The sequence below is a fragment of the Pseudomonas sp. Tav-5-1A genome, assembly GCF_055755055.1.
Genome location: NZ_CM146901.1, coordinates 360,887 through 384,088 on the forward strand (window position 1 = coordinate 360,887; position 23,202 = coordinate 384,088).

Sequence of the window (23,202 nt, forward strand, 5' to 3'; positions counted from 1 at the left end):
TCTAGCGTCGGGGAAAACTTACTGGGCGGGGCGTCTTAACCAGCAATAAGGAAAACAAGATGTTGAACAAAAGTATCGGTCTGATCGCCCTTGGCCTGATCGGCAGCACCCAGGCCATGGCCAGCGATCAAGACGATGCAAAAGGCTTTGTCGAAGACAGCCACCTGTCGGTGCTGGTGCGCAACGCCTATATCAATCGTGATTACAAAGACGGTAACAAGGACAAGTCCGAGTGGGGCCAGGCCTTCATTGGCACCTTCACTTCCGGCTTCACCCAGGGCACCGTGGGCGTGGGCGTCGACGCCTTTGGCCTGTACGCCAAGAACCTGGAACAATCCGACAGCCGCAGCGGCGCTGGCGGTATCGACTTCTTCCGCCAGGGCAGCGACGGTTCGCCTGCCAGCGACCTGGCTCGCGCCGGCGCCGCGGTGAAGTTCCGCTTCTCCAACACCGTGCTGAAGTACGGCGACCAGATGCCGTCGCTGCCAGTGCTGAGCTACGACAACAGCCGCCTGCTGCCGGAAAGCTTCACCGGTACCATGATCACTTCGAAAGAGATCAAGGGCCTGGAGCTGAACGTCGGTCACTTCACCGAAGAAGCGCAGAAGAGCGCCGAAGGTCGTGACAGCGGCGAGCTGAAAAGCCTGAACGTCTACGGCGGCAGCTATGCCTTCAACGACAACTTCAAGGCGTCGCTGTACGGCACCACCATCGAAAACGTGATGAAGAAGCAGTATCTGGGCATGACCTACGTGCTGCCGATCCAGAAGGATCAGTCCCTGACCCTGGACTTCAACGGCTACAAGTCCGAGATCGACAAGCAACAGGTCGCGAAGGCTGGCCTGGACGGCGACGCCAACACCATCTGGAGCCTGGCGGCCACCTACGCCGTGGGCCCGCACTCGTTCATGGTCGCGCACCAGAGCAGCACCGGCAGCACTGGCTACAGCTATGGTGGCTACCAGCGTAAAGGCGGCGTCGGCGACGGTGGTACGTCCATCTACCTGACCAACTCCTACTGGTCGGACTTCAACGGTGAAGACGAGCGTTCGTGGCAGCTGGCCTACGGCCTGGACTTCGGCGCCTACGGCGTGCCGGGCCTGACCTACAAGTTCGCCTACGTGCGCGGCGACAACATCACCGCGGGCGACGCCACCGGTGGTACCGAGCGCGAAATCTTCAACCAGCTGCAGTACGTGGTGCAGCAAGGCCCGGCGAAGGACCTGACCCTGCGCGTGCGCAGCTCGATCCTGCGCGTGTCTGACAACGTCAGCGCCTACAACGTCAGCGGTAACGAAGTACGCGTGTTCGTCGACTACCCAATCAACATCTTCTGATTGGCTGGCAACGCATGATCAACAGGCCCCGCTTATAGCGGGGCTTGTTGTTTGTGGGCCTGGCGGCTGTCGCTGTAGGCCAGGAAGGCTTCGATGTCGTTGCTGCACAGGTAGCGCGCGGCCTGCTTCACCTCGTCCAGCGGCCAGTCCCACCAGGCGCTGGCGAGCAGGCGCTCGCGAATAGGCTCTTCGAAGCGCCAGCGGATGAACTTGCACGGGTTGCCGCCCACCACTGCGTAGGGCGGCACGTCGCGGGTCACCATCGCGCCCGCCGCCACCACCGCACCGTGGCCGATGGTCACGCCGGACAAAATGGTGACCCCGCGGCAGATCCAGCAGTCGCTGCCGATCACCACGTCGCCCTTGGACGGATTGTATTCGCCGGCGCCTTCCAGCCCCGGCAGGAAGGCCGGGAAGGGGAAGCTGCTGACCCAGTCGGTACGGTGCCCGCCGCCCAGCAGCACCGTGACTTCCTCGGCAATGGAAGAGTACGAGCCCACCGTGAAGGTGGTGTCGTTGCCGAACTTGACCACTTCGGGTTCGCCATACGAGCCCACGCCGATGGTGTACCGCGGGTAGCGGCTCTTCAGGCGTTCGTTGCCCTGCAGGATGGGGTCCAGGGCGCGGATGCGCTTGCGCTCTTTGTTAGCCTTGAGCTTCTTGAAAAACTTCATCGCGTACTCGTTCGATCAATTGCACACATCAACGCTTGTTGCGGCTGAACACAAGGCGTTTCAGGCGGCGTAGCGTCACCTTGTTCCACTGCTTGAGCGGAATGGTAAAAATCAACCGCCAGGCTTCACTCTTGTTGGCCACCACCGCGTACTTGAGGGCCTTGTTGATCGACACGGTACGTCCTTGCTCGTAGCCGGGGTGAGCACGGTAGGGGGCCAGCGCCTTCAGGTCCGCCTCCAGCAGCGTGCGGTAGCGGCGTGACAGGTTCTGCGGGTGGCGGCGGTAGCGAGTCACGTGTACCGGCAGTTGGTGCACCTCATAGCCTTGGCTGGCAACGCGCAAAGTAATCTGGAAATCCTGCACCTTGATGTCCGGGTCGTAGAAACCGGCCTTTTTCAGTGCCTCCATGCGGTACAGCGAAACAGGCGCGCCCATCACGATGGCGCCACTGATGATCTCGTTGAGGCTCAGGCGGCGCAGGGGCATGGTGCGCTGGCGCTTGGTGTCGTTGCCCTGGCTGTCCATGTAGATGATCAGCGCCCCCACGCAGCCTACTTCAGGATGGGTGTTCAGGTACTCGGCGCGCAAGCGCACCGATTCGGGCAGCATGATGTCGTCAAGATCGGGGGTAGAAACGTATACCCCGCGGGCATGGCTCAGGCCGGTGTTCAGCGCGGCGCTGACACCTTGGTTGGCTTGAGTGTAGAGCTGGAAGTCGTAGGTTTTCTGCAGCTCCTTGAGCATTGCCACGCTGTTGTCGCTGGAGCCATCGTCTACCACGATGACTTCGAAATTTGGGTAGTCTTGCGCGAAAATGCTCTTGAGGGAGGCCTCGAGGAATTTTTCCGCGTTGTAGCAGGGCGCGATTATGGAAACCAGCGGCACGTCAATCTTCTTGCCAGCAAGATCTTGAGCGGTGAATGAAGCGGTCATTTTTTTGCCGTTTTTCCTGAGAACTGTTCCGGGGGCTGTGCACCGTAAGCTCAGGAATGCATGGCCAATTGCTTGTGGGCGAAACCTGAGGCGAAACACATGTCGTTATTGTATCCAAAATGGGCCAGCCGGCGTATGAATCATGCCGGCCGCCGCTTGGCCCATCGCCCATGACCTCTGCACGACCGCGGTGTGCCTGGGGTACTATCGGATCCTCATTCGCACAGGACGTTCCGCGCCATGCTGCATTTGCATCTTCGTTTGGGGGCCACGTCGCTGGCTTTGTTCGCCAGCCTGATGGTAGGCGCAGTTGTGCCGGCAGGTGCAGGGGAAATGATTGCCCTAAGCGCGGCCCAGCAGGAAATGGTAGACGGTATGGTGAAACTCGACGGCCAAATCGAGTATCAAAATATTGCTTTCGGCTTTGGCGTAATGCCTGGGGTGCCCACGGCCTACCAGGGCAGTGGTACGGATGACGGTGTGCTGATCCCTTTGGGTGGCGACCGCGAGATCACCGTCAACGCCGGTTACGACGCAGCCATGCTGGGCAGCACCCGGGCGGTGATGGACAGCGAATTGTCGGAAGTGGAGCCGGGCGGCGTGCAGCGCTCACCCGTGGTGCTGGACGCGCAGCCCGCCGAACAGGCCCAGTGGAGCGACAGCCAGGCGGTGCGCCGGGTGATCGTCGAATACCGCAGCACCGGCCCGGACGACGGCATCAACTACACCCTGCGGCTGCGCACCGATGCCCAGCACCAGCAGGCCGATGGCCAGGCGTTCGACGCGGTGGTGAAGTCGTTCAAGCACTACCAGATCCAGGAAGACTGAGCCCGCCTAACACACCGCCCCGTAGCAGCGGCCGCAGGCCGCGTCCCATGCACCGCCGCCAACCGGAAACATCACTGCTCGGTAGGAACAATCTCCACCGCAGTGATCTTCCAGCTGTCCTTGTCCTTGGCCAGCGTCACCTTCAGCACCTGGCTGTTGTCCTGGGTGGTGCCCAGCACCACGTTTTCCTGGGCGGTCGCGCCCTTGGCGGCCGTCTCGGTGACCTGGATATGGGTCAGCCAGGAGTCATCGTAGTCCTGGGACTTGATGAAGTAATCCTCGTCCAGCCCGTCCTCGCTCTTGGCCTGCTTGTCGATCGACTTGATCAGGCTGTCGGCCACGTACTGCTGCATCTGCTGCGGGTTGTCATCCAGCGGCACCTTGTCGTCGCTGAGCCGCTTCAGGTACCAGGCGTAGAAACTCTGGGTGGTTTGCTGGGCCGACGCAGGGGCATCGGCCATGGCGATGGAAAGGTGGAAACCAGCCAATACACACAACAGGGAAAGCAGACGCTTCATGATCAGTTACCCAACAGAATGAGTGAGGGGTTGACGCAGCAAAGGCGCACAAAACAGCACGCATAGTACAGAGACCGGGCAGGGCAGGGCCAGTTGCACCACGCACAAATGAAAACGCCACTCAGGCGAGTGGCGTTTTCATGCAGCGGCGGTCAGTAGTGGAAGTTCAGCGTCACTTGCGCCGAACGCCCCTCTGCCCAAGTGGCGTAGATGGGGTACGAGGAGGCGAAGTACTTGCGGTCGAACAGGTTCTTCAGGTTCAGCTGCACGTCCATGGACTTGGAGATCTTGTAGGACGTCATCGCGTCGAATTCCGAGTAGCCCGGGGTCCATTTCTTCGTCGTCGCGCTGACCGAGGCGTAGGTCAGGCTGGAGGCTTTCATGCCGGCGCCCACGGTCCAGTCCGGGGTGATGTCGTAGTAGGTCCACAGCGTGACGTTGTGCTTGGGCACCATCACCATCGGCAGGCCGTTGCCGGTAGGGTTGGACGGGCCGGCGTCGGTGGTTACCGCGTCCAGGTAGGAATAGCCACCGAACACGCGCCAGTTGCTGGTCAGGTCGCCCGCTGCGCCCAGCTCCACGCCGCGCACGCGCTGGGAACCGGCGTTGACGATGCCGCCCAGGCCATCGCTGACACGGGCATTGGTCTTGTCGGTCTGGAAAATCGCCGAGGTCAGCGACAGGCGACTGTCCAGCACGTCCCACTTGGCGCCCACCTCGATGTTGCGGCTGCGCTCCGGCGACAGGTCATTGTTGGTGGCGGTCAGCTGGTCGCTGCCACCGCCCAGGCCACCGTTGGCGCCCGGCGGGTTGGCCGAGGTGCCATAGGAGGTATACAGGCTCAGGTTGGTGACCGGCTTGTACACCAGGCCCACCTGGTAGCTGAACAGGTTGGCGATGTTCTGCAGGTCGGCGGCGCCCGACTGCTCGGCCTGGATGTTGTAGTAATCCAGGCGCACACCGGTGTTCAGCAGCCATTGTTCCGACAGCTTCAGGCTGTCGAAGGCGTAGGCCGATGCCGTGTTGGTAGTGGTATAGGTGGGCTTGCCGGGGAAGCTGTCACCGTTCAGCGTCGAGGTGCCGGTCCAGTCCATGTCCGGGTCCCACTGGCCGATATAGGTGCAGTTGCCGGCCACCGCGCAGCTGCCGCCGGTACGGATGTTCTTGCCGGTGCTGTCGGCCACCAGGTAGCCCTCGTACTGGCTCTTCTCGTGGCTCAGCTCGATGCCGGTGGTCACGGTGTTGTCCAGGCCGAACAGCGAGGTCTGGCCGGTCAGCTCGGTCTGGTTGGCCAGGGTGTTGGTGGCGTACTTGCCGCTCTTGGCCTGCAGTTGCAACTGGTTGGACGTGGCGCTGACGAACTGCGGGTTGGTGGCGATGTAATCCAGGGTCGAGCGGCCGTAGGTGGTGGTGTTCTTCACCTTCCAGTTGTCGTCCAGCTCGTGCTCCACGCGGATCTCGCCGGTGTCGGTCTGGCCACGGCGGTAGTCGCGGTCCTTCAGGCCGTAGAACTGCGAGCGGCTGATCTCCGACGCTGGGGTGCCACCGGCAGCGTGGAACGGCACGCTGAAGTCCGGCATGTCGTCGGTGGACAAGTGGTAATAGCTGAGCGTGACCGTGGTCGGCTGGCCCAGCCCGAACGCGATGGACGGCGCGATGCCCCAGCGCTTGCTGAACACATCGGTGCGGCCCGGCTGGTCGGCGTCGTGGCCCATCACGTTGAGGCGGAAGGCGGTGCTGTCGTCGATCACCCGGTTCACGTCCAGGGTGGTGCGCTTGTAGGAATCGGTACCCACGCCAACGCTGGCGTCCAGCGAGTCCACCAGCTTCGGCGTCTTGGTCTCGATATCGATGCTGCCGCCCACCGCGCCGCGCCCGGCGTACACCGAGTCCGGGCCCTTGATCACGCTGATGCGCTCCACATCGAAGGTTTCGCGGTTCTGCACGCCGGTGTCGCGCATGCCGTCCACGAAGATCGAGTTGCGTGACTCGAAGCCGCGAATCACCGGCCGGTCCGCCGACGGGTTGGCCGCCGCGTCACCGCCCAGGAAGGTAATGCCCGGCACCGTGCGCAGGGCATCGGTGAAGGTGGTGGCGCCACTCTTCTTGATCACTTCCTGCGGAATGACCGTGATCGAGCGCGGGGTGTCGATCAACGGCGCCGTCAGCTTGTAGGACGGCAGCTCTTTGGTCTGGGTCTTGGCGTCAGCAACGGCGTCCACGGCCGTGGACGGCAAGGTGATGTCAGCCGCGTGGGCCAGCGGCATCAAGGTAACGAACGTGCTACAGAACAGGGCGGTATGCAGGCGTGATGGGGTGAACGTGAGCATGGGTTTTCCGCAGAGGGGCGAACGAGGGTGCGGAAAGATAGAGGGATTGTAACAAGTTGTAAATAAAACATATTCGTATTCGCGTTATATTTACACATCCCCGTAGCAGCGGCCGCAGGCCGCGTCCCATACGCCGCGCATGGGGGGCTGGCCTTGGACGCAGCCTTCGGCAGCTGCTACGGGGGAAGGTTTAACGCACTGGGTTGCTGACGCCTTCGATCTGGCGTTTTACCTGCAACGGGTCGTCGATGCCTTTCAGCACCAGGTCGCTGATGCCGCGGCCGGTGATGCGCACCGTGCCGAAGCCCAGCAACCGGCCCATCACCGTCTGGTCCAGGTCCACGGTCTCGATCGACGACAGCTTCATCTCGTCCGTGGTGCGGCTGATGATCCCGCGCTTGTGGATAACCCGCTTGTTGGTCACGCCGTTCTCCTGGCAGCGCAGGCTCAGCCACTTGTAGATGGCCACCGGCGACAAAATGCCCACGGTCAGCACCGCCAGCAGCACCCAGAACCACACATTCACCCAGCTCAGCCAGTGCAGCTTGAAAATAGCCTCGACCTGTTCGCCGGTCGACAGGGAACTCTCGATATAGGTTTTGCTCGCCACGGGTAACTCCTTGCAGTTGATGCGCAGGACTCTACCACCCCCAGCCGGCGCAACGGCAAGCACACCCGTCGGACAGACGGTTGCCCCCCGGCCAACCTGTGCGATGATGGCCCCAGGCCTTCTTCATGGTGACAAGCGTGGACGCTGATAGCGAACAGCCCCCACAGACCGACGTGACCGCAGACGAGCGCTTCCAGGGCCTGACGCGCTTGGCGCAACGACAGTTCGCCGTCGCCTGCGCCATGCTCATGCACACCCGCGACGGCCAGCCCGTGCTGCGCGCCAGCAGCGGCACCGCGCCGCGCGGCGACGCCGAAGTGCCGCGCAGCACCACGCCCATCCTTGATGCCGCCGGCCAGCCCCTGGGCGCGTTCATTTTGCTGGGCCGCCAGCAGCTGCACCCCGGTGAACTGCAACTGATGCACGACCTGGTGCAACTGGCCGCCGCCGCCCTGCTGGCCGAGCAGCAGGAAGCCGCCACCCGCCAGCAACTGGCCCGCCTGGCCCTGGCCATCGACAACAGCGGCACCGGCGTGTGGGACCGCGACGTCGCCAACAACCAGATCCACTACTCCGCCGGCTGGAAAGCCCTGCTGGGCTACGAGCCCCACGAACTCACCCCGCACCTGAGCGATAGCTACAACCGCGTTCACCCCGACGACCTGCCCTTCGTGCAAGCCACCATCCAGGCGCACTTCCAGCAACGCACCAGCGCCTACGAAGTGGAACACCGCATCCGCTGCAAGGACGGCACCTACAAATGGATCAACAGCCGCGGCAAAGTCGTCGCCCGCGACGCCGCCGGCAACCCCCTGCGCATGATCGGCACCACCACCGACATCACCGAGCGCAAGCGCCTGGAAGCCGACCTGCAGGCCCACGCCAGCATCGACTTCCTCACCCAACTTCCCAACCGCCGCCACTTCATGCAACAACTCAACGCCCAGCAGAACAACGCCTGCGTGCTGATGCTCGACCTCGACCACTTCAAACACATCAACGACCGCTGGGGCCACGCCACCGGCGACCTGGCGCTGAAACACTTCGCCAGCATCCTCAGCGCCCAACTGCGCAAGACCGACGTCGCCGGGCGCATCGGCGGCGAAGAGTTCGCCGTACTGCTACGCGGCACCCACAGCCGCGAAGCCTGCGCCTTCGCCGTGCGTTTGCAGGAAATGCTGGCGGTAACGCCGTTGATGCATGGCGGGCAAGTGATAGGGCTGACAGTGAGCATCGGCGTCAGCGACCTGCGCGAAGGCGATGGCGGGGCGGAGGCGGCGATGGGCCGCAGCGACCGGGCGCTGTACCGCGCCAAGGCCAGTGGCCGCAACCGCGTGGTTGCCGAATAACCCGTAGCCGCTGCCGCCAGGCTGCGCTGGCCCTCAAGCACCCCACAACCCCACCATTCACCCGCTTCGGAAATTTCCTACTTCTTCCGCGCATCCCCTTACGGATCATCGCGACAAAGCCCACGGCTTCCCGCTCATGAACCTACAGGAAACCACCCCATGCGCATCGAATTCGATCTACCCCTGACCCCCGCCGAACTCACCGAAATCGCCCAGATCATCGGCACCCCCACCGCCACCCTCCCCACCGCCATGGCCGGCTACGCCACCTCGGCCCTGCAGGAATACCTGGGCATGATGCGCGGCCAGCGAGCCTTCAAGCGCGGCACCGACATCCACGAATACCGCCTCTTCCTGCTGGTGGAAAACGTCTTCGGCCGGCGCATCCCCGACGAACAGACCGTCAGCAAAATCTTCCAGACCACCCCCAGCGAAAGCCGCGGCCTGCTGCGCTCCATCATCTCCAAATACCAATACCTGCTGCGCGACGCCATCGACGCCACCCTGGTAGTGGTACTCGAAGCCGCCACCGCCCAAACCGCCACCGGCCCGTACCTGGTGACCATGAGCAGCGTCAACGTGATCGAAGAACTCAACAAAAAACTCGCCACCCTCGACGGCACCCTGGCCTCCGTCAGCAAAAAGCGCGGCAGCGTGTCCACCTACGAAATCACCAAATCCTCCTACGACCGCTTGTGCGCAGAACTGGGCGCCACCCCGGCGGTGTACGTGCCATGAGCGACGCCATCTCGGCGGCCAGCCTGCTGATGGCCGTGGTCGCAATTCTCTACGGCGCCTGGTACCAGGAGATCAACCACGCCACTCGGTTGGCAGTGCCCACCCATGATCGCCACGCGCCCTTGGCCGTGGTCGAGGCCGCCCTGTTCGGCCGGTGCCTGCCGTTGGCGGCGATGGGATTGCTGGTGGTGCTGGTGTTCTTGCCGGATGTGCTGGAGATCGTTTGGCACGCGTTTGGAGTGGCGCGCGAGAGAGGGTTGGGGGCGTATGCGGTGTACGACTCGGCGCGGGTGGCGTTCTGTTTGGTTGTGGTGGTGGGGGGAGCGGTGGCGGGGCATTTGTGGTGGATGACGGGGGTGCTGATGGGGTTGAGGCGGCGGCTCAAGGCGTGATGTTCTGGGTAGTTATCCACAGGCCGTTTGGCCGCCAATTTCTGTGTGGGAGCGGGCTCTGCCCGCGAAAATAACGCTGCGGTTGTGCAGGGAAAACTATTAACATCAATGAGTTATACATGTGGATAACTTGGTTTTGATTCGGGCTTTAGGGTGCTTTGTGTTGTTGGTAAAAATATCCACAACACGCGCTTAGAGATTTTCCACAGGCGCCTACCGCACCCACCGCGACCAAGTTATCCACAGCCAAATCGCTGACCTAAAGCGCCTGCCGAGCGTCCTCAATCACCGCACCCAACCGCTCCCGCAACGGTTCAATCAGGCACCGAACCTCGTCCGCCGGCAGCTGATCCGTATGCGCCGAATCCAACAGTTTGGCCATCAGCGCCATCCCATCATGCACGTCGGCCGCGCCCTGAAACGCCCCCCTCAACGCCTCCACTTCAAGGATCACGATGCCCAGCATCGTCTGCCAATCCTGAAGCAACTCATCCTCCACCGGCTCGCCAGAACCGATGAACTGCTGAAGCTCGTTTTGCAGCTTACGGAGGTACTTATCGATATTCACAGCAGCTAATCCTTGCGGAAGCCCGGCATCAAACCACCTCGCTTCGCGCCTAAAAGGCAATGACGCAGCCTTCCATCATGACTGCGCCCAGGCGTCCTTTCCCTCAAGAAAGCACAGATTCTGCCGAATACTAAGGAAGTCTTAGTATGCGGTCAACGTGAATCTAAGAATCTCTTAGCCTTTACGCGGCTAAAAAATGAGCACGTTCAGCAAGCGGTTGAAGGAAGCACGGAAAGCGGCAGGGATCTCCCAGGAGCAGTTGGGGATCGAAGCAGGGATTGAGCCGGCGTCGGCTAGCGCGCGGATGAATCAGTATGAGAAGGACAAGCACGTGCCGAACCCGGAGATGGTTAGGCAGATTGCTGCGGTGTTGAGGCTGCCTGCTTCGTATTTTTATAGCGAGGATGATGATGAGGCGCGGTTGTTGGTGGCGTTTTATCGGATGTCGGGGGAGGAGCGGGCGCGGGTGATGGGGGTGGTGGTTGGGGAGGGGTGAGTAGGTTGCGGCTTGAGCGGCCCCTTTTGTTGCTGGAATCTTGATGGCGTCCAGAAATCTAAACAGCTAGTATTTGCTCTTGGCGGATGGGCTGGCGGGCAAAATTTCGGGCAACTCTGCTAACTTCAATGCTAATCAACCAGCCTGGGGGAAACGGATGTCCAATGTTGAAGTGCACCTGCCAGCCGTAGATGGCTCCACATACTGTCCGGTGTCGCACCATCGTCAGATCTTCATTTTATAGATCTTCCGATAAATACCTTAATGCTTGACCACATGACTGTAACGTTGGGGGCAGGTATTATCGAAAAAGATCGCGAAGCTGTATTGTAGGCAATCCAACAATATGCCCCTAATTCCATAGTTTTAGAAAGCGCGACACTGGCCCGATGACTTCAAAAAAATCGTATACACGTGGTAGACAGGTTTGGGTCGTTTTCAGCCTCTCTTGATTGTCAGAAAACGCCCCAAATCAGGCGCTCGTGAACCTATCAATGCCTCAAACCTGCTTCCTCACGTGGACGATTAAGCCCCCATCCTGCGACTTTTTTCCCTGAGCATAGAATGAGCATTAACCAGGCTTGCAGGGCCCACTGGCTAAGACGCCAAATTTGCGAAATTTTGGAGTTTTTCAATCCAGGAGGTAATTGGCACATATGTTCCATAAGCCCAAAGCAGTGTCCCAAAAACTGTCAGGGCAATTCCAGTCAGCTCCGACTTCAATTCAAGACCCAAACGTCTCCGAGCGGCGTCTTGGTTCTGTCCAATAATTCTAACGTAGTCATCCTCGGAAATGGGTGGGCCAGTCACCCCAGTACTGTTTGCAACCAATTCTTCCAGTTTTAGATATTTTTCAAGAGTAGTAAATTGGATGGTCGAGAAGAGCCCAATGATGGTAACTGGCCCCCCTGCGGCAGCAAAAATTGTTATATCTTTGTGTACCACTGCAAGCCAAAGAGATCCAGTCAGAAGTAATGCCACAAGTATGATGTTTGTCGGGGTCGAGGTTAGCCACAATATTAGGCTGCACAACCTCTTAATTGCGCTATGGTTCTTTACCGGTATAGGACTTTCCTTGAAGTTTTCATTTGCCCAGCGATTCGCGAAAACGAGACAAAAACTCGTCATAATCGTCCACGCGAGAAGCAAACCTTCAGATCCGGGCAGCGCATATTTTTCTGCAAAATCATTCAAAAGCTTACTTTCAAAGCCGCCCATATAGCGAAATGTAAACCCTGCTAAAATCTGGGTTACATTGAAGGTAAAAGTTATACACACTAGTGAGGTTACAAAAATGTTTATTATATGTGCTAAGGGCCCATTTGACCATTTCTTCGCGGCATATATTCCGGCTGCAACCATGACAATGGAGGCGATATAAGCGATAAAGCCTATGAAAAACTCACTATGAAAGCTGGCTAGAACAAGCGCAGCGCCTAGAATCGAGGCGATAAATATCGAAAATACGTCCATCAGAGCAGCCTTCAACGTGTTTGCTAAGACTTTCATATTAAAAAGTTTTTTTTCAGTCGTCGCTTTCTGCCGCACGGGAAACCCTTAACTTATAGATAAAGACTCACAATTCTTTTGCCGCTTACCTGAGGGTGGCTATGCTAGGAATGTCAGAGTGTGGTTGCTTGTGTAGGATATCTAGGGTTTGCCCAACGGTCAAATTCAAGCCGGTTTTGTCGATTGAGATCGCTGGCTGCCTCATCAGCGATAGTAGCGTTACTTTGATGCGAAGTCCTGAGAGCGGTTCAGTCCCAACACCGGTGGAATAAGAAATCTTCAACACGGAAGCGTAATCTTGTTCATGCTCTTGCCGTGGCTACGAGTGGACATCCGTCCACCCATTCCATACCTAAGTGCAGTAGTTTCCAGTGCTAAGGCATCTCTTTGATTAATGAATCGCCCGATTTTGGCGTTCGAACCTTCTAAGACGTAATGTCTTGCCATCTTCGAACTTTGAAATGTCCAATATCGATTTTTCGGGTTCCCAAAAGAAAAGAAAGTCTCCTGCATGGCCTAGGAAGCGAACGTTCTTCGTCGGGTCTGCATCCACCAGAATCGAAACGCTACCGGTTGGCGGGAGTACATACTCAAACCTACTTCCGTCGATGATTGCGGCTGCCGTCATCTGGCCTTGACCGAAGGCATAGAAGGGTAGAATGGCAAATAGAAAAATACATAACGAACGAGGCTGCTCATAGGGAATGAGTGACCTCAGAAAGCTCCATTCTTTTGCGAAAACCGTGATGGGAATAGCTAGGAGAACTGGAAGCGCAATTTGCCATTTTTCACTAGGCCCTAGGAATAAAAACGTCAATGTCCCCACAATATAAGACAGGCCGATCAGCGACCTGTATTTACGAAAGAACCTTCCAGGGAGTGCCTTGCTTCCTCCTCCTGACGGTAGATCGCGACGTCCTCCTGTAGCTTCACCCAGCACTGCGCCAAGTGCCAAAAACCCAAACGTTGATGCAATGGGGTAGGCGGATGCTTTCACAATGTCAGCGAGGCTCAAATACTCAAGGATATTTACGTTAAACGGGGACCAGTACCCCCATAGGTAGAGAGCGGCGACTGTAACGAAATATAGTGAAGACAGATAAATGTACGGACTCACGTGTTGCTGTGGAGATGGCAGCGGGGATTCATCAGTCATAGGAAGAGGCTCTTAACGGTTTTATAAAAATTAAACATACATCATCAACGCTGGCAGCAACTGAACCGCCACAGTCCTCGTGAGCTTGGTAATCGTCTGTGGAGGTTGACAAGCCGCTTTGGGTTAATTGCAGCCGGTTATTATTATCAGGATCAGGTCCCCTTCAGAGCTTGAAAATTATGAGGTTTCTAGACGTCGAGCTAGCAGCCGAAGGATCCCTGCATACAAGTTTCGTATGGCAGACTGCACCCGGCGGGGATCATCGCTATGGAAATCCTCCATTCCAAGTTGAATTGACTCAATTGCATTGTTTAGTATGGACACAGTGATTCTCCATTTAACGATGTTAGTAGTATAGCTCTAGCTCGCTTAGCTCTCTGAATTCGTCGCTTTCTTTGTCCATGAGTTCAAGAATTTTTTTCTTTTCGAATGGTGCTTTATTGCTGTCGTCAAAACTCATTGAGCTTTCGTGGTTTTCAATCAAATACAGTGCGAGATGGCGAGGTATTCCGTAGTTTTGTAGTTCGATTACTCTGTAGTCAGTAGTGCCGTATTCAAGATATTCAGCCCAGTTGGGGACTTCAGCAGTATCGCCAAGGCATGAGTTTATAAGCAGGTTGTAGTTTTCAAAGTAGCTTCTGATTTTGAAGCGTATGAAGTTGTCGATGTCTGATATTAGGTTGTTGATAACGACATTTAAGTGTTTTTTGTTGTTTTTATCGAAAGGGATGGTTTCGTTTGTGATCCATATTTCGCCCTTGGTTTCATAATGGTCCAGGGCAGTTTGAATCATCAAATGGAGAGGTTTGGTATTTGCCCAGCCTGAAATTAACACGGCGTAATATTTTAGAACGTCGGCGGAGGTATACAAAGGTGATTTCCCAGAAGATTCCTCGTCTGGCCAACGATAAAATTTGCTCAGCGATCTTAATGCGGCCAGAGCAGTCTCGTATGTGATTTCTTCAGGCAATAGAGACGTGCTGGCTCTAGCGTTCTTGTAAATTTCATTTTGGTACTCAGGTTTTATTCCTGAGCATGCCTCTAGAATTTTCTGCGGCACGACAATAGATGCGGTTTTTGCTTTTAATGTGGCTTGTCCCGTATTGCTACTGTTTATTAAACTTGATCTAAGGACTGAGTCATCACCGCGCACCTCATGGATTAGCGCAATGTTCGCATAGTGCTTCCAGATGCTTACTTGATGTGCAGAGGGTTTTTTCTTGGTAAATTCTTTTCCGTTCAAGGCGGATTCAAGATTTTTGTAAAAGTTTCCTTTCCCAGAAATTATCTGCGGTTCAAGCTTCTTTATTTTCTTTTGTTTGACTACATTCAGGTCTGTTTCAGGCTTATCCCATCGGTTTTTTTTGTTGAATGCGCGGGTGCATATTATGTTGCCAGACAACTCTTTTGTGAGTCGGCCTGCGCGACCACAAAGATTCCAAAAGTCAATATCCGTAAATTTCGTTAGTCCAATAGCATTGCTCAATATGAAAATGTTTTTGGCAGGGAGGTTCACCCCTTCTAGAAGCGTGGAAGTGCAAAAAAGGTAGTCAATCTTTTTAGACTCAAAAAGCCACTCTATCCGCTCTCTAATACGCTGCGGTAAATTACCAAAGTGGAACGCTACGCCTTTCTTCAAACAATCGACTAAATAGTATTTTTTATGCAGATGCTGCTCGATGAGCGTAATTACTTCGTTCACTTCCTTGATATTTTTTGCTGGCAACGTTTCTGCAAATTGGAGGGCTAGTTCGATAGTGTCAGATTTTGAGTTACAATATATGATGCTCTTTTCTCCGCTGGATAGTTTTTTAATCCAGTGGTTTAAGTCGTTGGAATCAAATTCCAAGGAAAGATTTATCTCACTTTCAGAGTCGGATAAAAGTACTCCTCGCTTTTCAACTAAATCTAAAAAGTATCTATTCTGAGAAACAGGAGAGCTTTTCACGCAGAGTGATTCTTCTGCGCTTTTCTCAAATAGACGCAAAAAGATATCAGGATTTGGAATGTTTGGGGACGCAAAGTAAAGCTTGACGCTTTTTCTCTCGGCTTGAAGAATGGCGTGGTAATAAAGAGGGCTTCGCGTATCGCTCTCAGATACTATTTTGTGCGCTTCGTCAATGAACAGGTAGTCGATTTTGGGGTTGTCGGTGGTTGATAAGTAGGATATCAAGCGTTCGGGGGTGAAAATGAAGATAAATTTGTTGGATTCTCTCTTCAAGGCTTTTGGGATTATCGGATGAGCAAGTACTTTGTATTGAGTGTATTGCGAAAACTCCGACTTTATTTGGCTTTCTGCTTGATTTATAAGCGCCCTGGTGGGAACCAGTAAGGCAATGTTGTCATTTCCGTTGCTTTCACGTATTAAATGGTGGATAAAGGCCTTGATGATAAAAGACTTGCCGATAGATGTAGGGCCGGAAAAGCTGAAATGGTTGTTTTTTTTGAGACTCTCGTAGATTTCATACTGTGAGTCTGTAAACGTGTGGCTGCTATTCGGGATAGCGTGAAATGTTTCTTTGATGATCTTTTCAAAAACCACTTCTCGAGGTGATTTGACATCTACCCCCAAGCTATCTTCTAAATAGCTTAAGGCGGGGAAATTGCCTAGCCTGATAAGTATTGGCTTTGCGAATGTTAAAAAGGTTTCGTCTTTTTGATGCGATTCAGATAGTAAGCTGACTATTTTGTAAGATTTGTTTTTTGCGTCAGGGTTTTCTGATCGTGAAAGTATGTCTGCGAAACGAAGGGAGTCAGTTAGCTCTTTTGGCGTGATGTTGGTGACAGGAATTTTGAAAAAATTTTGTGCCGAAATAGTTTCGAGTTTAACTAACAGTTCCCGAAAGTACTCGTCATTGAGTGCTTCGTTTGATAGCTCTTCAAAGAACCTCATTTTGTAATTTCCTCCTGGATTTTGGTTCTGGTCTTAGAGAGCTCTGTGAATGGTAAGATATAGATATAAAATCGGTGACCAAATAGCTTGTATTCGGTGATTTTTTTCTCGATATGGCTAAGGCGCTCTTGAATTTCTTTCTTGATTTTATCCTGAGTCTTCTTTCTAAATTCTGAATTTGGGAGCCAGCGATCAGCATCCTCAATGGTAATTTCATATCCAATGAATATCCCAAAGGCGTCGTCTACTTCGAACTTGTTGTCTCGTTTAGGATATATGATGCTTTTTATGAAACTCTTTTCGGCATCGCTGAACGTTTCTTTTTCTAGGTGGTCACTGATTAACCCCTTTTCATAGGGTAGTCCGCTTTTACTTACGCCTGAAGAATTGATTTCGTTCTTAAATTCGAATATTGACTTGAATGCATGGCTTAGTGCAGTGGTTAGACTTTCTTCTGTTTTGGATTCGCCAAATATTATTTGAAAGTTTCCGTCGCCTAGTTTTGCGAAATGTACGCCGTCGGCGCCATTTACATAGTGGCTTGTGGAGGTTTTAAGTTCGAGTTTCGATAGTATTTTAGGTGCTTTCAGATGTGACTCTAAGAAGCAATAAAGTAATAGCTCGCCAAGCTCTCCTCTGTTTCTCAGATATTCCAGAAATTTTTCTCGTGCTTTTCTAGATAGAGTTGCAGGCTTTCCTTGATATTCTGTTCTTACCTTCCGAGATAGCGAGTAGTTAACAAGCGGGTCTATCAAGTTTTCTTGTAGAGATGTGTAGTTGAATTCGTTGGCATTGATTTTCAGCGAAAACAAATCTATTGTGTTGGACTTAACTGTATGGCAGTCCAGATGATCAAAACCATTGAGAAATTCATCGCTCTCGAGTGTTAAGTCCATTTCTTTTTGACATCCATATTCTTTGGCGTGTGTGTTTTGAGGAGGAATCTATTTGTATGGCAGCATGCCATTATGTGTCTGGCCAATTCAAGCCCGCGCCCTCATCCTGCTTCATGCAGAAATTTCTCAAGCCTTGTTGTCGTCCTCTGACGGCTACCACCGCATTCACCCCACGTCATCCCGCCAAGAATGTTGAGTGTTATCAGGGATCAAGTCCCCCGCGACCTGTGGGGATGTCCTCTAACGCGGGACCGGCGGCTCCTTACGTCGGGGGGCAAGGGCATCTCATGATCTGGCCTCCTGAGCACCGTTACCGGTGGGCGGGGAGGCAGCGCTGGCTGACTAGACCAGCGCCTGAAGATCCTGAGCCGGGTGAACGCAGCAATGCGATGACCGGGGCATGCCTGACTGTCGGTCAGGTGCAGTCCATTCCTTGGTCTGCGGCACCATCATCTACATGGTTGTTGCTGGTGACATCGGCGTTTGTCACGCCGATTGTCACGAGGGGAAATGCCGCAAAGCCACGCTTTAGGACGGGGGCATAACAACGTTCTTGAGGTGGGATTCAACTGAGTTCGAGGCAGCCTCCCCAAACGCCGATCGCTCCAGAGGGAGGTGCAACGTTGGTACGCCCAGGAAACGGGCTTAGTCCAGGGTGCTGAGACACCGCCGATGTGGGTGGTGTACAGGCGTCGACAGTGGCGCGCATTGCTTCGATGCGAATGAGCAACGGGGCATAGGTGGTTGGCTTGAGGATTGGCGCAGTCTTCGGCAGCGGCTACAGTTGCTCAGTCAAACCGTGGCATGTGTTCGATTACAGGCTGGCGCCGCTGTTCAGCCTGCCAAAGGTCCCAAGCGACCTGCCTGCCCATCCACATGTGCGCTTTGCCGATTCCGGCGCGCTGCAGGCGTATGGCCAGGTCAGCAGTAATCGGCGCGCTGCCCCTGAAAATTTGCATCATGTGTTTCAGGGGATAGTGCATACGCCGTGCGAACACCGCGATGCTGATGTTAAGGGCAGGGAGGACATCTTTTTCAAGAGACTCACCTGGGTGAGGAGGGTTGAACATCGGCTTGGGTTCCAGTTTCGTTCTCTTCAGTCGTCAACGATAGCTTTCAAAATCATGGCTTGGCTGCCCAAAGACTACCGTAGTATTCAGCCATTGCAGGTAATGGAATTATCCCCCTGTAGTACACCGGAGCGTGGAGGACGGCGCGCCTTGTGTCCTTCCAAGGCGACTCGGCCCGTGTGAGCTTACTTAACCAGTGGGTGTGCCACCACCATAGTCCCCGATAACTGCCTCCACCGTTTCAACCTGGAAATCCTGCAACGCAGACGGGCTTCCTGGAATGTGGCCAGCCGTTACTATAAAGAGGTGCCCGTGGTGGGCGTATAGCTCGGGAATGATTGGTCCTGTTGCCCACGCTCCGACTCGTTCTGGGAAGAGCGGTGTTTCGTCCCAGACCAGAGACCATGCCTGGCTGTAGTAAACAAGAGAATGCAGCTTAATAGCGGGCATCTCACCTTGCTGGTTGAGGATGAAGGCAGCGACATCGACCGCATGGGTCATATTTTTCATCACCTGCATTTGGCCCTTTGTCCGCGCGATCAAACTATTCGCATAGTTCAATTTCGTGTCACGTTAGGTTTGACGGGATGTAATTGTGGACGACTGCACAATAACAATATTCAAAGAGTCCACCCCAGCCAACAGCCGAGGCGAACCCAACGCTTATTTACAGCAGATCGTCAATGCTGTCTCGCAGGTAGTTCCATGCTTGAAAAGCACGGTTTGCTAACCACAAGAAGCTCAGTACGTTTCGGATTAACTTCCACATACCTTGGCCTCCTTAGCGGTGGCCAAGCCTCCAGCGTGCCTACCGGAACACGCATGCCTTCGGACAGTCTGCTGACTGTGCCCAGTGAGGCGGCCGGGCGGGTGACCCACTGCGCGAGTCCGGCACGGATTACGAGCCCGTGGAAGTGGGGCTTGAAATCTGAGCGGGCTCCGGTCGTCTCATTGAGTGTCAGCAGTGAGAGCGGGCAGATGGTAATGTGTTTTTGGAATGGCTGCGGGACGGATTTCCGTATCAATTATATCTGGTTATGTCGTTTGCTTAGGTTCGGATTTAATGGAATGGTTCGTTAAACTATAGTCGTGAGATGAAGAAACATGGTGTTAAGTGTTTGTGTTGACAGTGCAGTCGGTCGAGTCGTAGCATTTGCCTTCTGCTGACGTGTCCAGTGAGGAACGTAAATCGGGATTACGGCCTGAATTTACTAGCTAAAAAGTTATCGTGAGAACCCGCTGCCAAAGCGGGTTTTTTCGTTTTTGGCATGGATGTAATCTTCAGGCGCCGGCAATGCCCGATGGCTGTATCGAGCCTATTAAGGGCCAGTCTGAACTGGCTGCAGGATAGGCGAGGGATAGGCTTCCCTCTACTCGTTGGAGTGACCTGTGAAAATCTGCAGCTCGACCTTATTAATCGAGTTGAATCAAAAAAACCGTCTTCTTGGGAGGCGGTTTTTTTTGGTCGGCGTTTTTTGCTTCACGAAGCAGGGCGCGAAGCGACGAAGGCGTGTTTGAGGTCGACGCCGGCGACGATGCTTAGGGTCTGTATGAAAAAACATGTGAGGGTGGGTTCTGGTGTGTGAGCTGGCTTGCCAGCGAGCTTTTCGGGCCTCAAAAGCTCGCTGGCAAGCCAGCTCCCACAGTGTTCCACGCACCCTTCACATATTTCATACAGAGCCTAGGGCCAGCGCAGCCTGGCGGCAGCGGCTACGGGGTGGCCTTTGGGGCAGCGATCTCGATGCCTTTCCGCGCGCAAACAAAAAAGGCCCACCTTGCGGTGAGCCTTCTTCGATACTGCGTATGGTGCCGGCACCAGGAATCGAACCCGGGACCTACTGATTACAAGTCAGTTGCTCTACCATCTGAGCTATACCGGCATGTGAGGGCGCTGATTATAGCGACTCGTCGGCCCTAGGCAACCCCCAATTTGCACTATTTTCATGGCAAGCGCTGCCACCGCCAAAAACGCTTATGCACAATCCCCCGGTGAACAGACCAAACGCCCCCAGGCGCGGTGCCGATTTTGCACTCTTTGCGCAAATGGCTGTTTTTGCTGCGGAATAAATGATGAACAAAAAATGACCAGTTGGAAAACTTCGTTGGATCTAGCGAATTTCTTAGCTTGCTGGGGATTCTGCCCACAGAGTTATCCACAGGCTGTGTGTTAGTTTTGAAACGATTCTGGGCGTTCTGCCAGCAGCATGAGGTTGCGGGGGGTGAGCTGGGGTGTGCAGAAAACGCCCAGCCGTACCTGGTAGCCGTTTTCCTGCAGGAACAGGGCGCGGTCCAGGGTTAGCCATAGCTCCAGCGGGCGGCGGAACAGGTTGCGCACCAGCTCCAGGTTGCGCACCTGGGCCAGGCGTTGCCAGCCGTTGGCTTCGGCGGTTGCCCAGGGGATGTCCACAGGCAGCGGGACGCCTTTCAGCTGTGCCAGTTCGCGGCAGTAGTCGGCGAAGGGTTTGGCCAGCCAGGCGCTGGGCAGCGAGGGGGTGGGCAGGTAGGTGTTGGTGCCGCTTGCCTGGCGTTGCAGCAGGTCGAAGGCCAGGCGCCAGGCCATGGACTGGTCGCGCTGGCGGCGGACGCGGGCGCCGGCGGTGACGGTTTCGCTGAGGGGCAGGCCGAGGTCGTCGCGGCTCAGGCGCAGGGCGCTGGTGGCTGCGGCGCTGGACAGCGGCTGGTAGTGGTCGGCGGTTGTGCGGTTGTAGCAGCAGGGGGCGATGGCCAGTTGCGGGCAGCCGTCGGCGGCGGCGCGCTGCAGCAGGCGTACGTGCAGGTCGCCGCAGGCGTGCAGGGCTACGGCGGTTGTGCCCGCAGGCAGGTGGCAGTCGGCGGCCATGACGTCTTGCAGGCGGTGGTCGGCGTTGAGCTGGTGGTGCTGGCTCAGGGCCTGGCCGGCGTCGACCAGGGCGGGGTCGTATTCGTAGCAGGTGAGGCTTTGCGCGGGCTGCAGCAGGCGGCGGCCCAGGTGGCCTTTGCCGGCGCACCAGTCCAGCCAGCCGTGGGTGGGCCGCTGGAAGGTGAGGGCGTCGGCGAAGGCTTCGATTTGTTGCCATTTGCGCCCGGGCACGTCGACGTTGAGGCGTGGTTGGCAGGGTTGCAGGGCGCCGGTGGCTAGCGTGGGTAGTTCGCTGAGGGCGGCGGCCTGGGCGGCGATGGCGGGGTAGGGCGCGGGGGCGTCGAGCAGTTCGGGGTGGTTGTGCTCGGCTTCGGCCTGTTCCAGGGTGCGCTTGCGTAGCCAGCTGGCCAGTTGCGGGTGGGACGTTTCCCACGGCAGGGTGAGCTGGGTGAAGGGCTTGGGGCGCCAGAGGGGCTGGTGGGCCAGCAGGAAGGCGTCGAGGGCCTGGAAGTGGGTGAGCAGGGTGGTGGCGCGCATGTGGATAACCCTTGTAGCAGCTGCCGCCAGGCGGCGTCTTCGGTGGTGGGGCCGGACGCGGCCTGGCGGCCGCTGCTACGGGGTGGTGTTGTTCCCGCGAATTTCAGCGGCCTTGGCAGGCGTCCACGCGCAACCAGCGCTCCAGGCCTTTGAAGCCTTGCACCAGCACGAACGAGATCAGCAGGTACAGTACGCCGGCGGCGAAGAAGATTTCCACCGGCAGGTAGGTGCGGGCGATGATGGTACGCGCCATGCCGGTCAGGTCCAGCAGGGTGACGGTGCTGGCCAGGGCGCTGGCCTTGAGCATCAGGATCACTTCGTTGCTGTAGGCCGGCAGGCCGATACGCACGGCGCGCGGCAGCATGATGAACAGCAGCGCCTTGGTGCGCGACATGCCCAGGGCGCGCGCGGCTTCGATCTCGCCCTTGGGGATGGCCTGGATGGCGCCCCGCAGGATCTCGGCGATGTAGGCGGCGGTGTGCAGGGTCATGGTGGCGGCGGCGCACCAGAATGGGTCACGCAGGTAGGGCCACAGGGCGCTGTGGCGCACGGCGTCGAACTGGGCGGCGCCGTAGTACACCAGGAACAGCTGCACCAGCAGCGGCGTGCCGCGGAAGAAGAAGATGTAGCCGTAGGGCAAAGCGCTGACGTACCACTTGCGCGAGCTGCGGGCGATGCCCAGCGGCACCGCCAGGATCAGCCCGGCCAGCACGGCAATGGCCACCAGCTCCAGGGTCACGGTGGCGCCCTGGGTGAGCTTGGGCAGCCACTTGATGATTACTTCCCAGTTCATTGCGCGGCCCTCGTGAAGCCGCGTGCGGCGTATTTTTCCATGAAGTGCATGCCGATCATGGCCAGCACGGTCAGGCCCAGGTACATCACCGCGGCCACCATGTAGAAGTTGAACGCCAGCTTGGTGTCGGTGACGGCGTTCTGGGCGTTGCGCATGATTTCCTCAAGGCCGATGACGGAGACCAGGGCGGTGTCCTTCATCAGGATCATGAACAGGTTGCCCAGGCCCGGCAGGGCGATGCGCCACATTTGCGGCAGGATCAGCCGGGTGAAGATGCGCAGCTTGGACAGGCCCAGGGCCTGGCCGGCCTCGCGGTGGCCCTTGGGGATGGCGATGATGGCGCCGCGGAACACTTCCGTGGCGTACGAACCAAAGCACAGGCCCAGGGCGATGACGCCGGCGGCGAAGGGGCTCAGGGTCAGCTCGGGCATGCCCAGCCAGCCGCCCAGCGCGGCCATCATGTTGACGGTGCCGAAGTACAGCAGCAGTACCCATAGCAGTTCGGGCACGCCGCGCACGATGGTGGAATAGGTGCCGCCCAGCGCTTGCAGCGCCTTGTAGGGCGAGGTCTTGGCGAGCGCGCCGAGCAGGCCCAGGACCAGGCCCAGGCACAGGGCCGACAGCGCGAGTTTGACAGTCATCAGCGCGCCAGCCGCCAGGGCCGGGCCGAATCCGTGGAGATCAATGTTCATGGGCAGGCTTTTTTGAGGACCAGCCGCCGCGCACCGGGCGCGG

At 56.5% G+C, this 23,202-nt stretch carries 21 protein-coding genes and 1 tRNA gene; 6 read left to right on the plus strand and 16 right to left on the minus strand.

What is annotated here, in order from left to right:
- Positions 1-59: 59 nt before the first annotated feature.
- Positions 60-1,337, plus strand: coding sequence for an OprD family porin (locus tag AC0J42_RS01750; protein WP_416421953.1), 1,278 nt, complete (start codon positions 60-62; stop codon positions 1,335-1,337).
- Positions 1,338-1,369: 32 nt separating this feature from the next.
- On the opposite strand, the gene AC0J42_RS01755 is transcribed toward AC0J42_RS01750, so the two are convergent.
- Both AC0J42_RS01755 and AC0J42_RS01760 read right to left on the minus strand, forming a co-directional pair.
- On the minus strand, positions 1,370-2,011 hold the full coding sequence (locus tag AC0J42_RS01755) for a CatB-related O-acetyltransferase (protein WP_473005104.1): 642 nt from the start codon (positions 2,009-2,011) through the stop codon (positions 1,370-1,372).
- Positions 2,012-2,039: 28 nt separating this feature from the next.
- Entirely contained in the window at positions 2,040-2,945 is a 906-nt protein-coding gene (locus tag AC0J42_RS01760) for a glycosyltransferase family 2 protein (RefSeq protein WP_473005105.1), read from the minus strand.
- Between the two features lie 333 nt (positions 2,946-3,278).
- Here AC0J42_RS01760 and AC0J42_RS01765 point away from each other — a divergent pair, with 333 nt between their 5' ends.
- Positions 3,279-3,773, plus strand: coding sequence for a hypothetical protein (locus AC0J42_RS01765; RefSeq protein WP_416421956.1), 495 nt, complete (start codon positions 3,279-3,281; stop codon positions 3,771-3,773).
- Positions 3,774-3,844: 71 nt separating this feature from the next.
- Here AC0J42_RS01765 and AC0J42_RS01770 read toward each other — a convergent pair whose 3' ends face one another.
- From AC0J42_RS01770 to AC0J42_RS01780, 3 genes are all read right to left on the minus strand, one after another.
- The gene (locus AC0J42_RS01770; RefSeq protein WP_416421957.1) at positions 3,845-4,291 is read right to left on the minus strand and encodes a DUF3828 domain-containing protein; all 447 of its coding nucleotides are present in this window, start codon (positions 4,289-4,291) and stop codon (positions 3,845-3,847) included.
- Positions 4,292-4,443: 152 nt separating this feature from the next.
- Positions 4,444-6,621 (minus strand): TonB-dependent receptor, encoded by a 2,178-nt coding sequence (locus tag AC0J42_RS01775; protein ID WP_473005106.1) that lies wholly within the window; start codon positions 6,619-6,621, stop codon positions 4,444-4,446.
- Between the two features lie 190 nt (positions 6,622-6,811).
- On the minus strand, positions 6,812-7,231 hold the full coding sequence (locus tag AC0J42_RS01780; RefSeq protein WP_416421959.1) for a PH domain-containing protein: 420 nt from the start codon (positions 7,229-7,231) through the stop codon (positions 6,812-6,814).
- Positions 7,232-7,368: 137 nt separating this feature from the next.
- On the opposite strand from AC0J42_RS01780, the gene AC0J42_RS01785 reads away from it, so the two are divergent.
- From AC0J42_RS01785 to AC0J42_RS01795, 3 genes are all read left to right on the plus strand, one after another.
- The gene (locus tag AC0J42_RS01785; protein WP_473005107.1) at positions 7,369-8,580 is read left to right on the plus strand and encodes a sensor domain-containing diguanylate cyclase; all 1,212 of its coding nucleotides are present in this window, start codon (positions 7,369-7,371) and stop codon (positions 8,578-8,580) included.
- A 159-nt stretch (positions 8,581-8,739) separates the two neighbouring features.
- On the plus strand, positions 8,740-9,318 hold the full coding sequence (locus AC0J42_RS01790; protein WP_473005108.1) for a hypothetical protein: 579 nt from the start codon (positions 8,740-8,742) through the stop codon (positions 9,316-9,318).
- Positions 9,315-9,710, plus strand: coding sequence for a hypothetical protein (locus AC0J42_RS01795; RefSeq protein WP_473005109.1), 396 nt, complete (start codon positions 9,315-9,317; stop codon positions 9,708-9,710). Before AC0J42_RS01790 ends, AC0J42_RS01795 begins: the two co-directional genes overlap by 4 nt.
- 259 nt (positions 9,711-9,969) lie before the next feature.
- On the opposite strand, the gene AC0J42_RS01800 is transcribed toward AC0J42_RS01795, so the two are convergent.
- Positions 9,970-10,278: a hypothetical protein gene (locus tag AC0J42_RS01800; protein WP_416421964.1), complete on the minus strand. Its 309-nt coding sequence runs from the start codon at positions 10,276-10,278 to the stop codon at positions 9,970-9,972.
- Positions 10,279-10,474: 196 nt separating this feature from the next.
- On the opposite strand from AC0J42_RS01800, the gene AC0J42_RS01805 reads away from it, so the two are divergent.
- Positions 10,475-10,774 carry a helix-turn-helix domain-containing protein gene (locus AC0J42_RS01805; RefSeq protein ID WP_473005110.1) on the plus strand — a complete coding sequence of 100 codons (300 nt, stop codon included), beginning with the start codon at positions 10,475-10,477 and terminating at the stop codon, positions 10,772-10,774.
- A gap of 597 nt (positions 10,775-11,371) precedes the next feature.
- Here AC0J42_RS01805 and AC0J42_RS01810 read toward each other — a convergent pair.
- The 10 genes from AC0J42_RS01810 to AC0J42_RS01855 form a co-directional block, all read right to left on the minus strand.
- Positions 11,372-12,322, minus strand: a complete 951-nt coding sequence (locus AC0J42_RS01810; RefSeq protein ID WP_473005111.1) for a hypothetical protein — start codon at positions 12,320-12,322, stop codon at positions 11,372-11,374.
- 352 nt (positions 12,323-12,674) lie between these two features.
- On the minus strand, positions 12,675-13,439 hold the full coding sequence (locus AC0J42_RS01815; RefSeq protein WP_473005112.1) for a hypothetical protein: 765 nt from the start codon (positions 13,437-13,439) through the stop codon (positions 12,675-12,677).
- Positions 13,440-13,785: 346 nt separating this feature from the next.
- The gene (locus AC0J42_RS01820) at positions 13,786-16,332 is read right to left on the minus strand and encodes a DEAD/DEAH box helicase (protein ID WP_473005113.1); all 2,547 of its coding nucleotides are present in this window, start codon (positions 16,330-16,332) and stop codon (positions 13,786-13,788) included.
- The gene (locus AC0J42_RS01825; RefSeq protein ID WP_473005114.1) at positions 16,329-17,228 is read right to left on the minus strand and encodes a HamA C-terminal domain-containing protein; all 900 of its coding nucleotides are present in this window, start codon (positions 17,226-17,228) and stop codon (positions 16,329-16,331) included. Before AC0J42_RS01825 ends, AC0J42_RS01820 begins: the two co-directional genes overlap by 4 nt.
- A gap of 788 nt (positions 17,229-18,016) precedes the next feature.
- The gene (locus AC0J42_RS01830) at positions 18,017-18,298 is read right to left on the minus strand and encodes a HigA family addiction module antitoxin (RefSeq protein WP_473005115.1); all 282 of its coding nucleotides are present in this window, start codon (positions 18,296-18,298) and stop codon (positions 18,017-18,019) included.
- Between the two features lie 189 nt (positions 18,299-18,487).
- Positions 18,488-18,817, minus strand: a complete 330-nt coding sequence (locus tag AC0J42_RS01835; RefSeq protein ID WP_473005116.1) for a Panacea domain-containing protein — start codon at positions 18,815-18,817, stop codon at positions 18,488-18,490.
- Positions 18,818-20,102: 1,285 nt separating this feature from the next.
- Positions 20,103-20,178, minus strand: a tRNA-Thr gene (locus tag AC0J42_RS01840).
- 287 nt (positions 20,179-20,465) lie between these two features.
- Positions 20,466-21,674, minus strand: a complete 1,209-nt coding sequence (locus AC0J42_RS01845; protein ID WP_473005117.1) for a methyltransferase — start codon at positions 21,672-21,674, stop codon at positions 20,466-20,468.
- A 103-nt stretch (positions 21,675-21,777) separates the two neighbouring features.
- A complete protein-coding gene (locus tag AC0J42_RS01850; RefSeq protein WP_416421972.1) occupies positions 21,778-22,467 on the minus strand; it encodes an ABC transporter permease in 690 nt (229 codons plus the stop codon).
- Complete coding sequence (locus AC0J42_RS01855) at positions 22,464-23,159, minus strand: ABC transporter permease (protein ID WP_416421973.1); 696 nt, start codon at positions 23,157-23,159, stop codon at positions 22,464-22,466. The genes AC0J42_RS01850 and AC0J42_RS01855 overlap by 4 nt, the downstream gene beginning before the upstream one ends.
- Between the last annotated feature and the right edge of the window lie 43 nt (positions 23,160-23,202).

Bases quoted from the DNA above. Each gene is read 5' to 3' on its own strand.
- AC0J42_RS01750 (WP_416421953.1), top strand. From the start codon at position 60: ATGTTGAACAAAAGTATCGGTCTGATCGCCCTTGGCCTGATCGGCAGC.
- AC0J42_RS01790 (WP_473005108.1), top strand. From the start codon at position 8,740: ATGCGCATCGAATTCGATCTACCCCTGACCCCCGCCGAACTCACCGAA.
- AC0J42_RS01850 (WP_416421972.1), bottom strand. From the start codon at position 22,467: ATGAACTGGGAAGTAATCATCAAGTGGCTGCCCAAGCTCACCCAGGGC.
- AC0J42_RS01830 (WP_473005115.1), bottom strand. From the start codon at position 18,298: ATGTTCAACCCTCCTCACCCAGGTGAGTCTCTTGAAAAAGATGTCCTC.
- AC0J42_RS01755 (WP_473005104.1), bottom strand. From the start codon at position 2,011: ATGAAGTTTTTCAAGAAGCTCAAGGCTAACAAAGAGCGCAAGCGCATC.
- AC0J42_RS01820 (WP_473005113.1), bottom strand. From the start codon at position 16,332: ATGAGGTTCTTTGAAGAGCTATCAAACGAAGCACTCAATGACGAGTAC.
- AC0J42_RS01770 (WP_416421957.1), bottom strand. From the start codon at position 4,291: ATGAAGCGTCTGCTTTCCCTGTTGTGTGTATTGGCTGGTTTCCACCTT.
- AC0J42_RS01835 (WP_473005116.1), bottom strand. From the start codon at position 18,817: ATGCAGGTGATGAAAAATATGACCCATGCGGTCGATGTCGCTGCCTTC.
- AC0J42_RS01775 (WP_473005106.1), bottom strand. From the start codon at position 6,621: ATGCTCACGTTCACCCCATCACGCCTGCATACCGCCCTGTTCTGTAGC.
- AC0J42_RS01855 (WP_416421973.1), bottom strand. From the start codon at position 23,159: ATGAACATTGATCTCCACGGATTCGGCCCGGCCCTGGCGGCTGGCGCG.
- AC0J42_RS01760 (WP_473005105.1), bottom strand. From the start codon at position 2,945: ATGACCGCTTCATTCACCGCTCAAGATCTTGCTGGCAAGAAGATTGAC.
- AC0J42_RS01825 (WP_473005114.1), bottom strand. From the start codon at position 17,228: ATGGACTTAACACTCGAGAGCGATGAATTTCTCAATGGTTTTGATCAT.
- AC0J42_RS01765 (WP_416421956.1), top strand. From the start codon at position 3,279: ATGATTGCCCTAAGCGCGGCCCAGCAGGAAATGGTAGACGGTATGGTG.
- AC0J42_RS01795 (WP_473005109.1), top strand. From the start codon at position 9,315: ATGAGCGACGCCATCTCGGCGGCCAGCCTGCTGATGGCCGTGGTCGCA.
- AC0J42_RS01845 (WP_473005117.1), bottom strand. From the start codon at position 21,674: ATGCGCGCCACCACCCTGCTCACCCACTTCCAGGCCCTCGACGCCTTC.
- AC0J42_RS01815 (WP_473005112.1), bottom strand. From the start codon at position 13,439: ATGACTGATGAATCCCCGCTGCCATCTCCACAGCAACACGTGAGTCCG.
- AC0J42_RS01805 (WP_473005110.1), top strand. From the start codon at position 10,475: ATGAGCACGTTCAGCAAGCGGTTGAAGGAAGCACGGAAAGCGGCAGGG.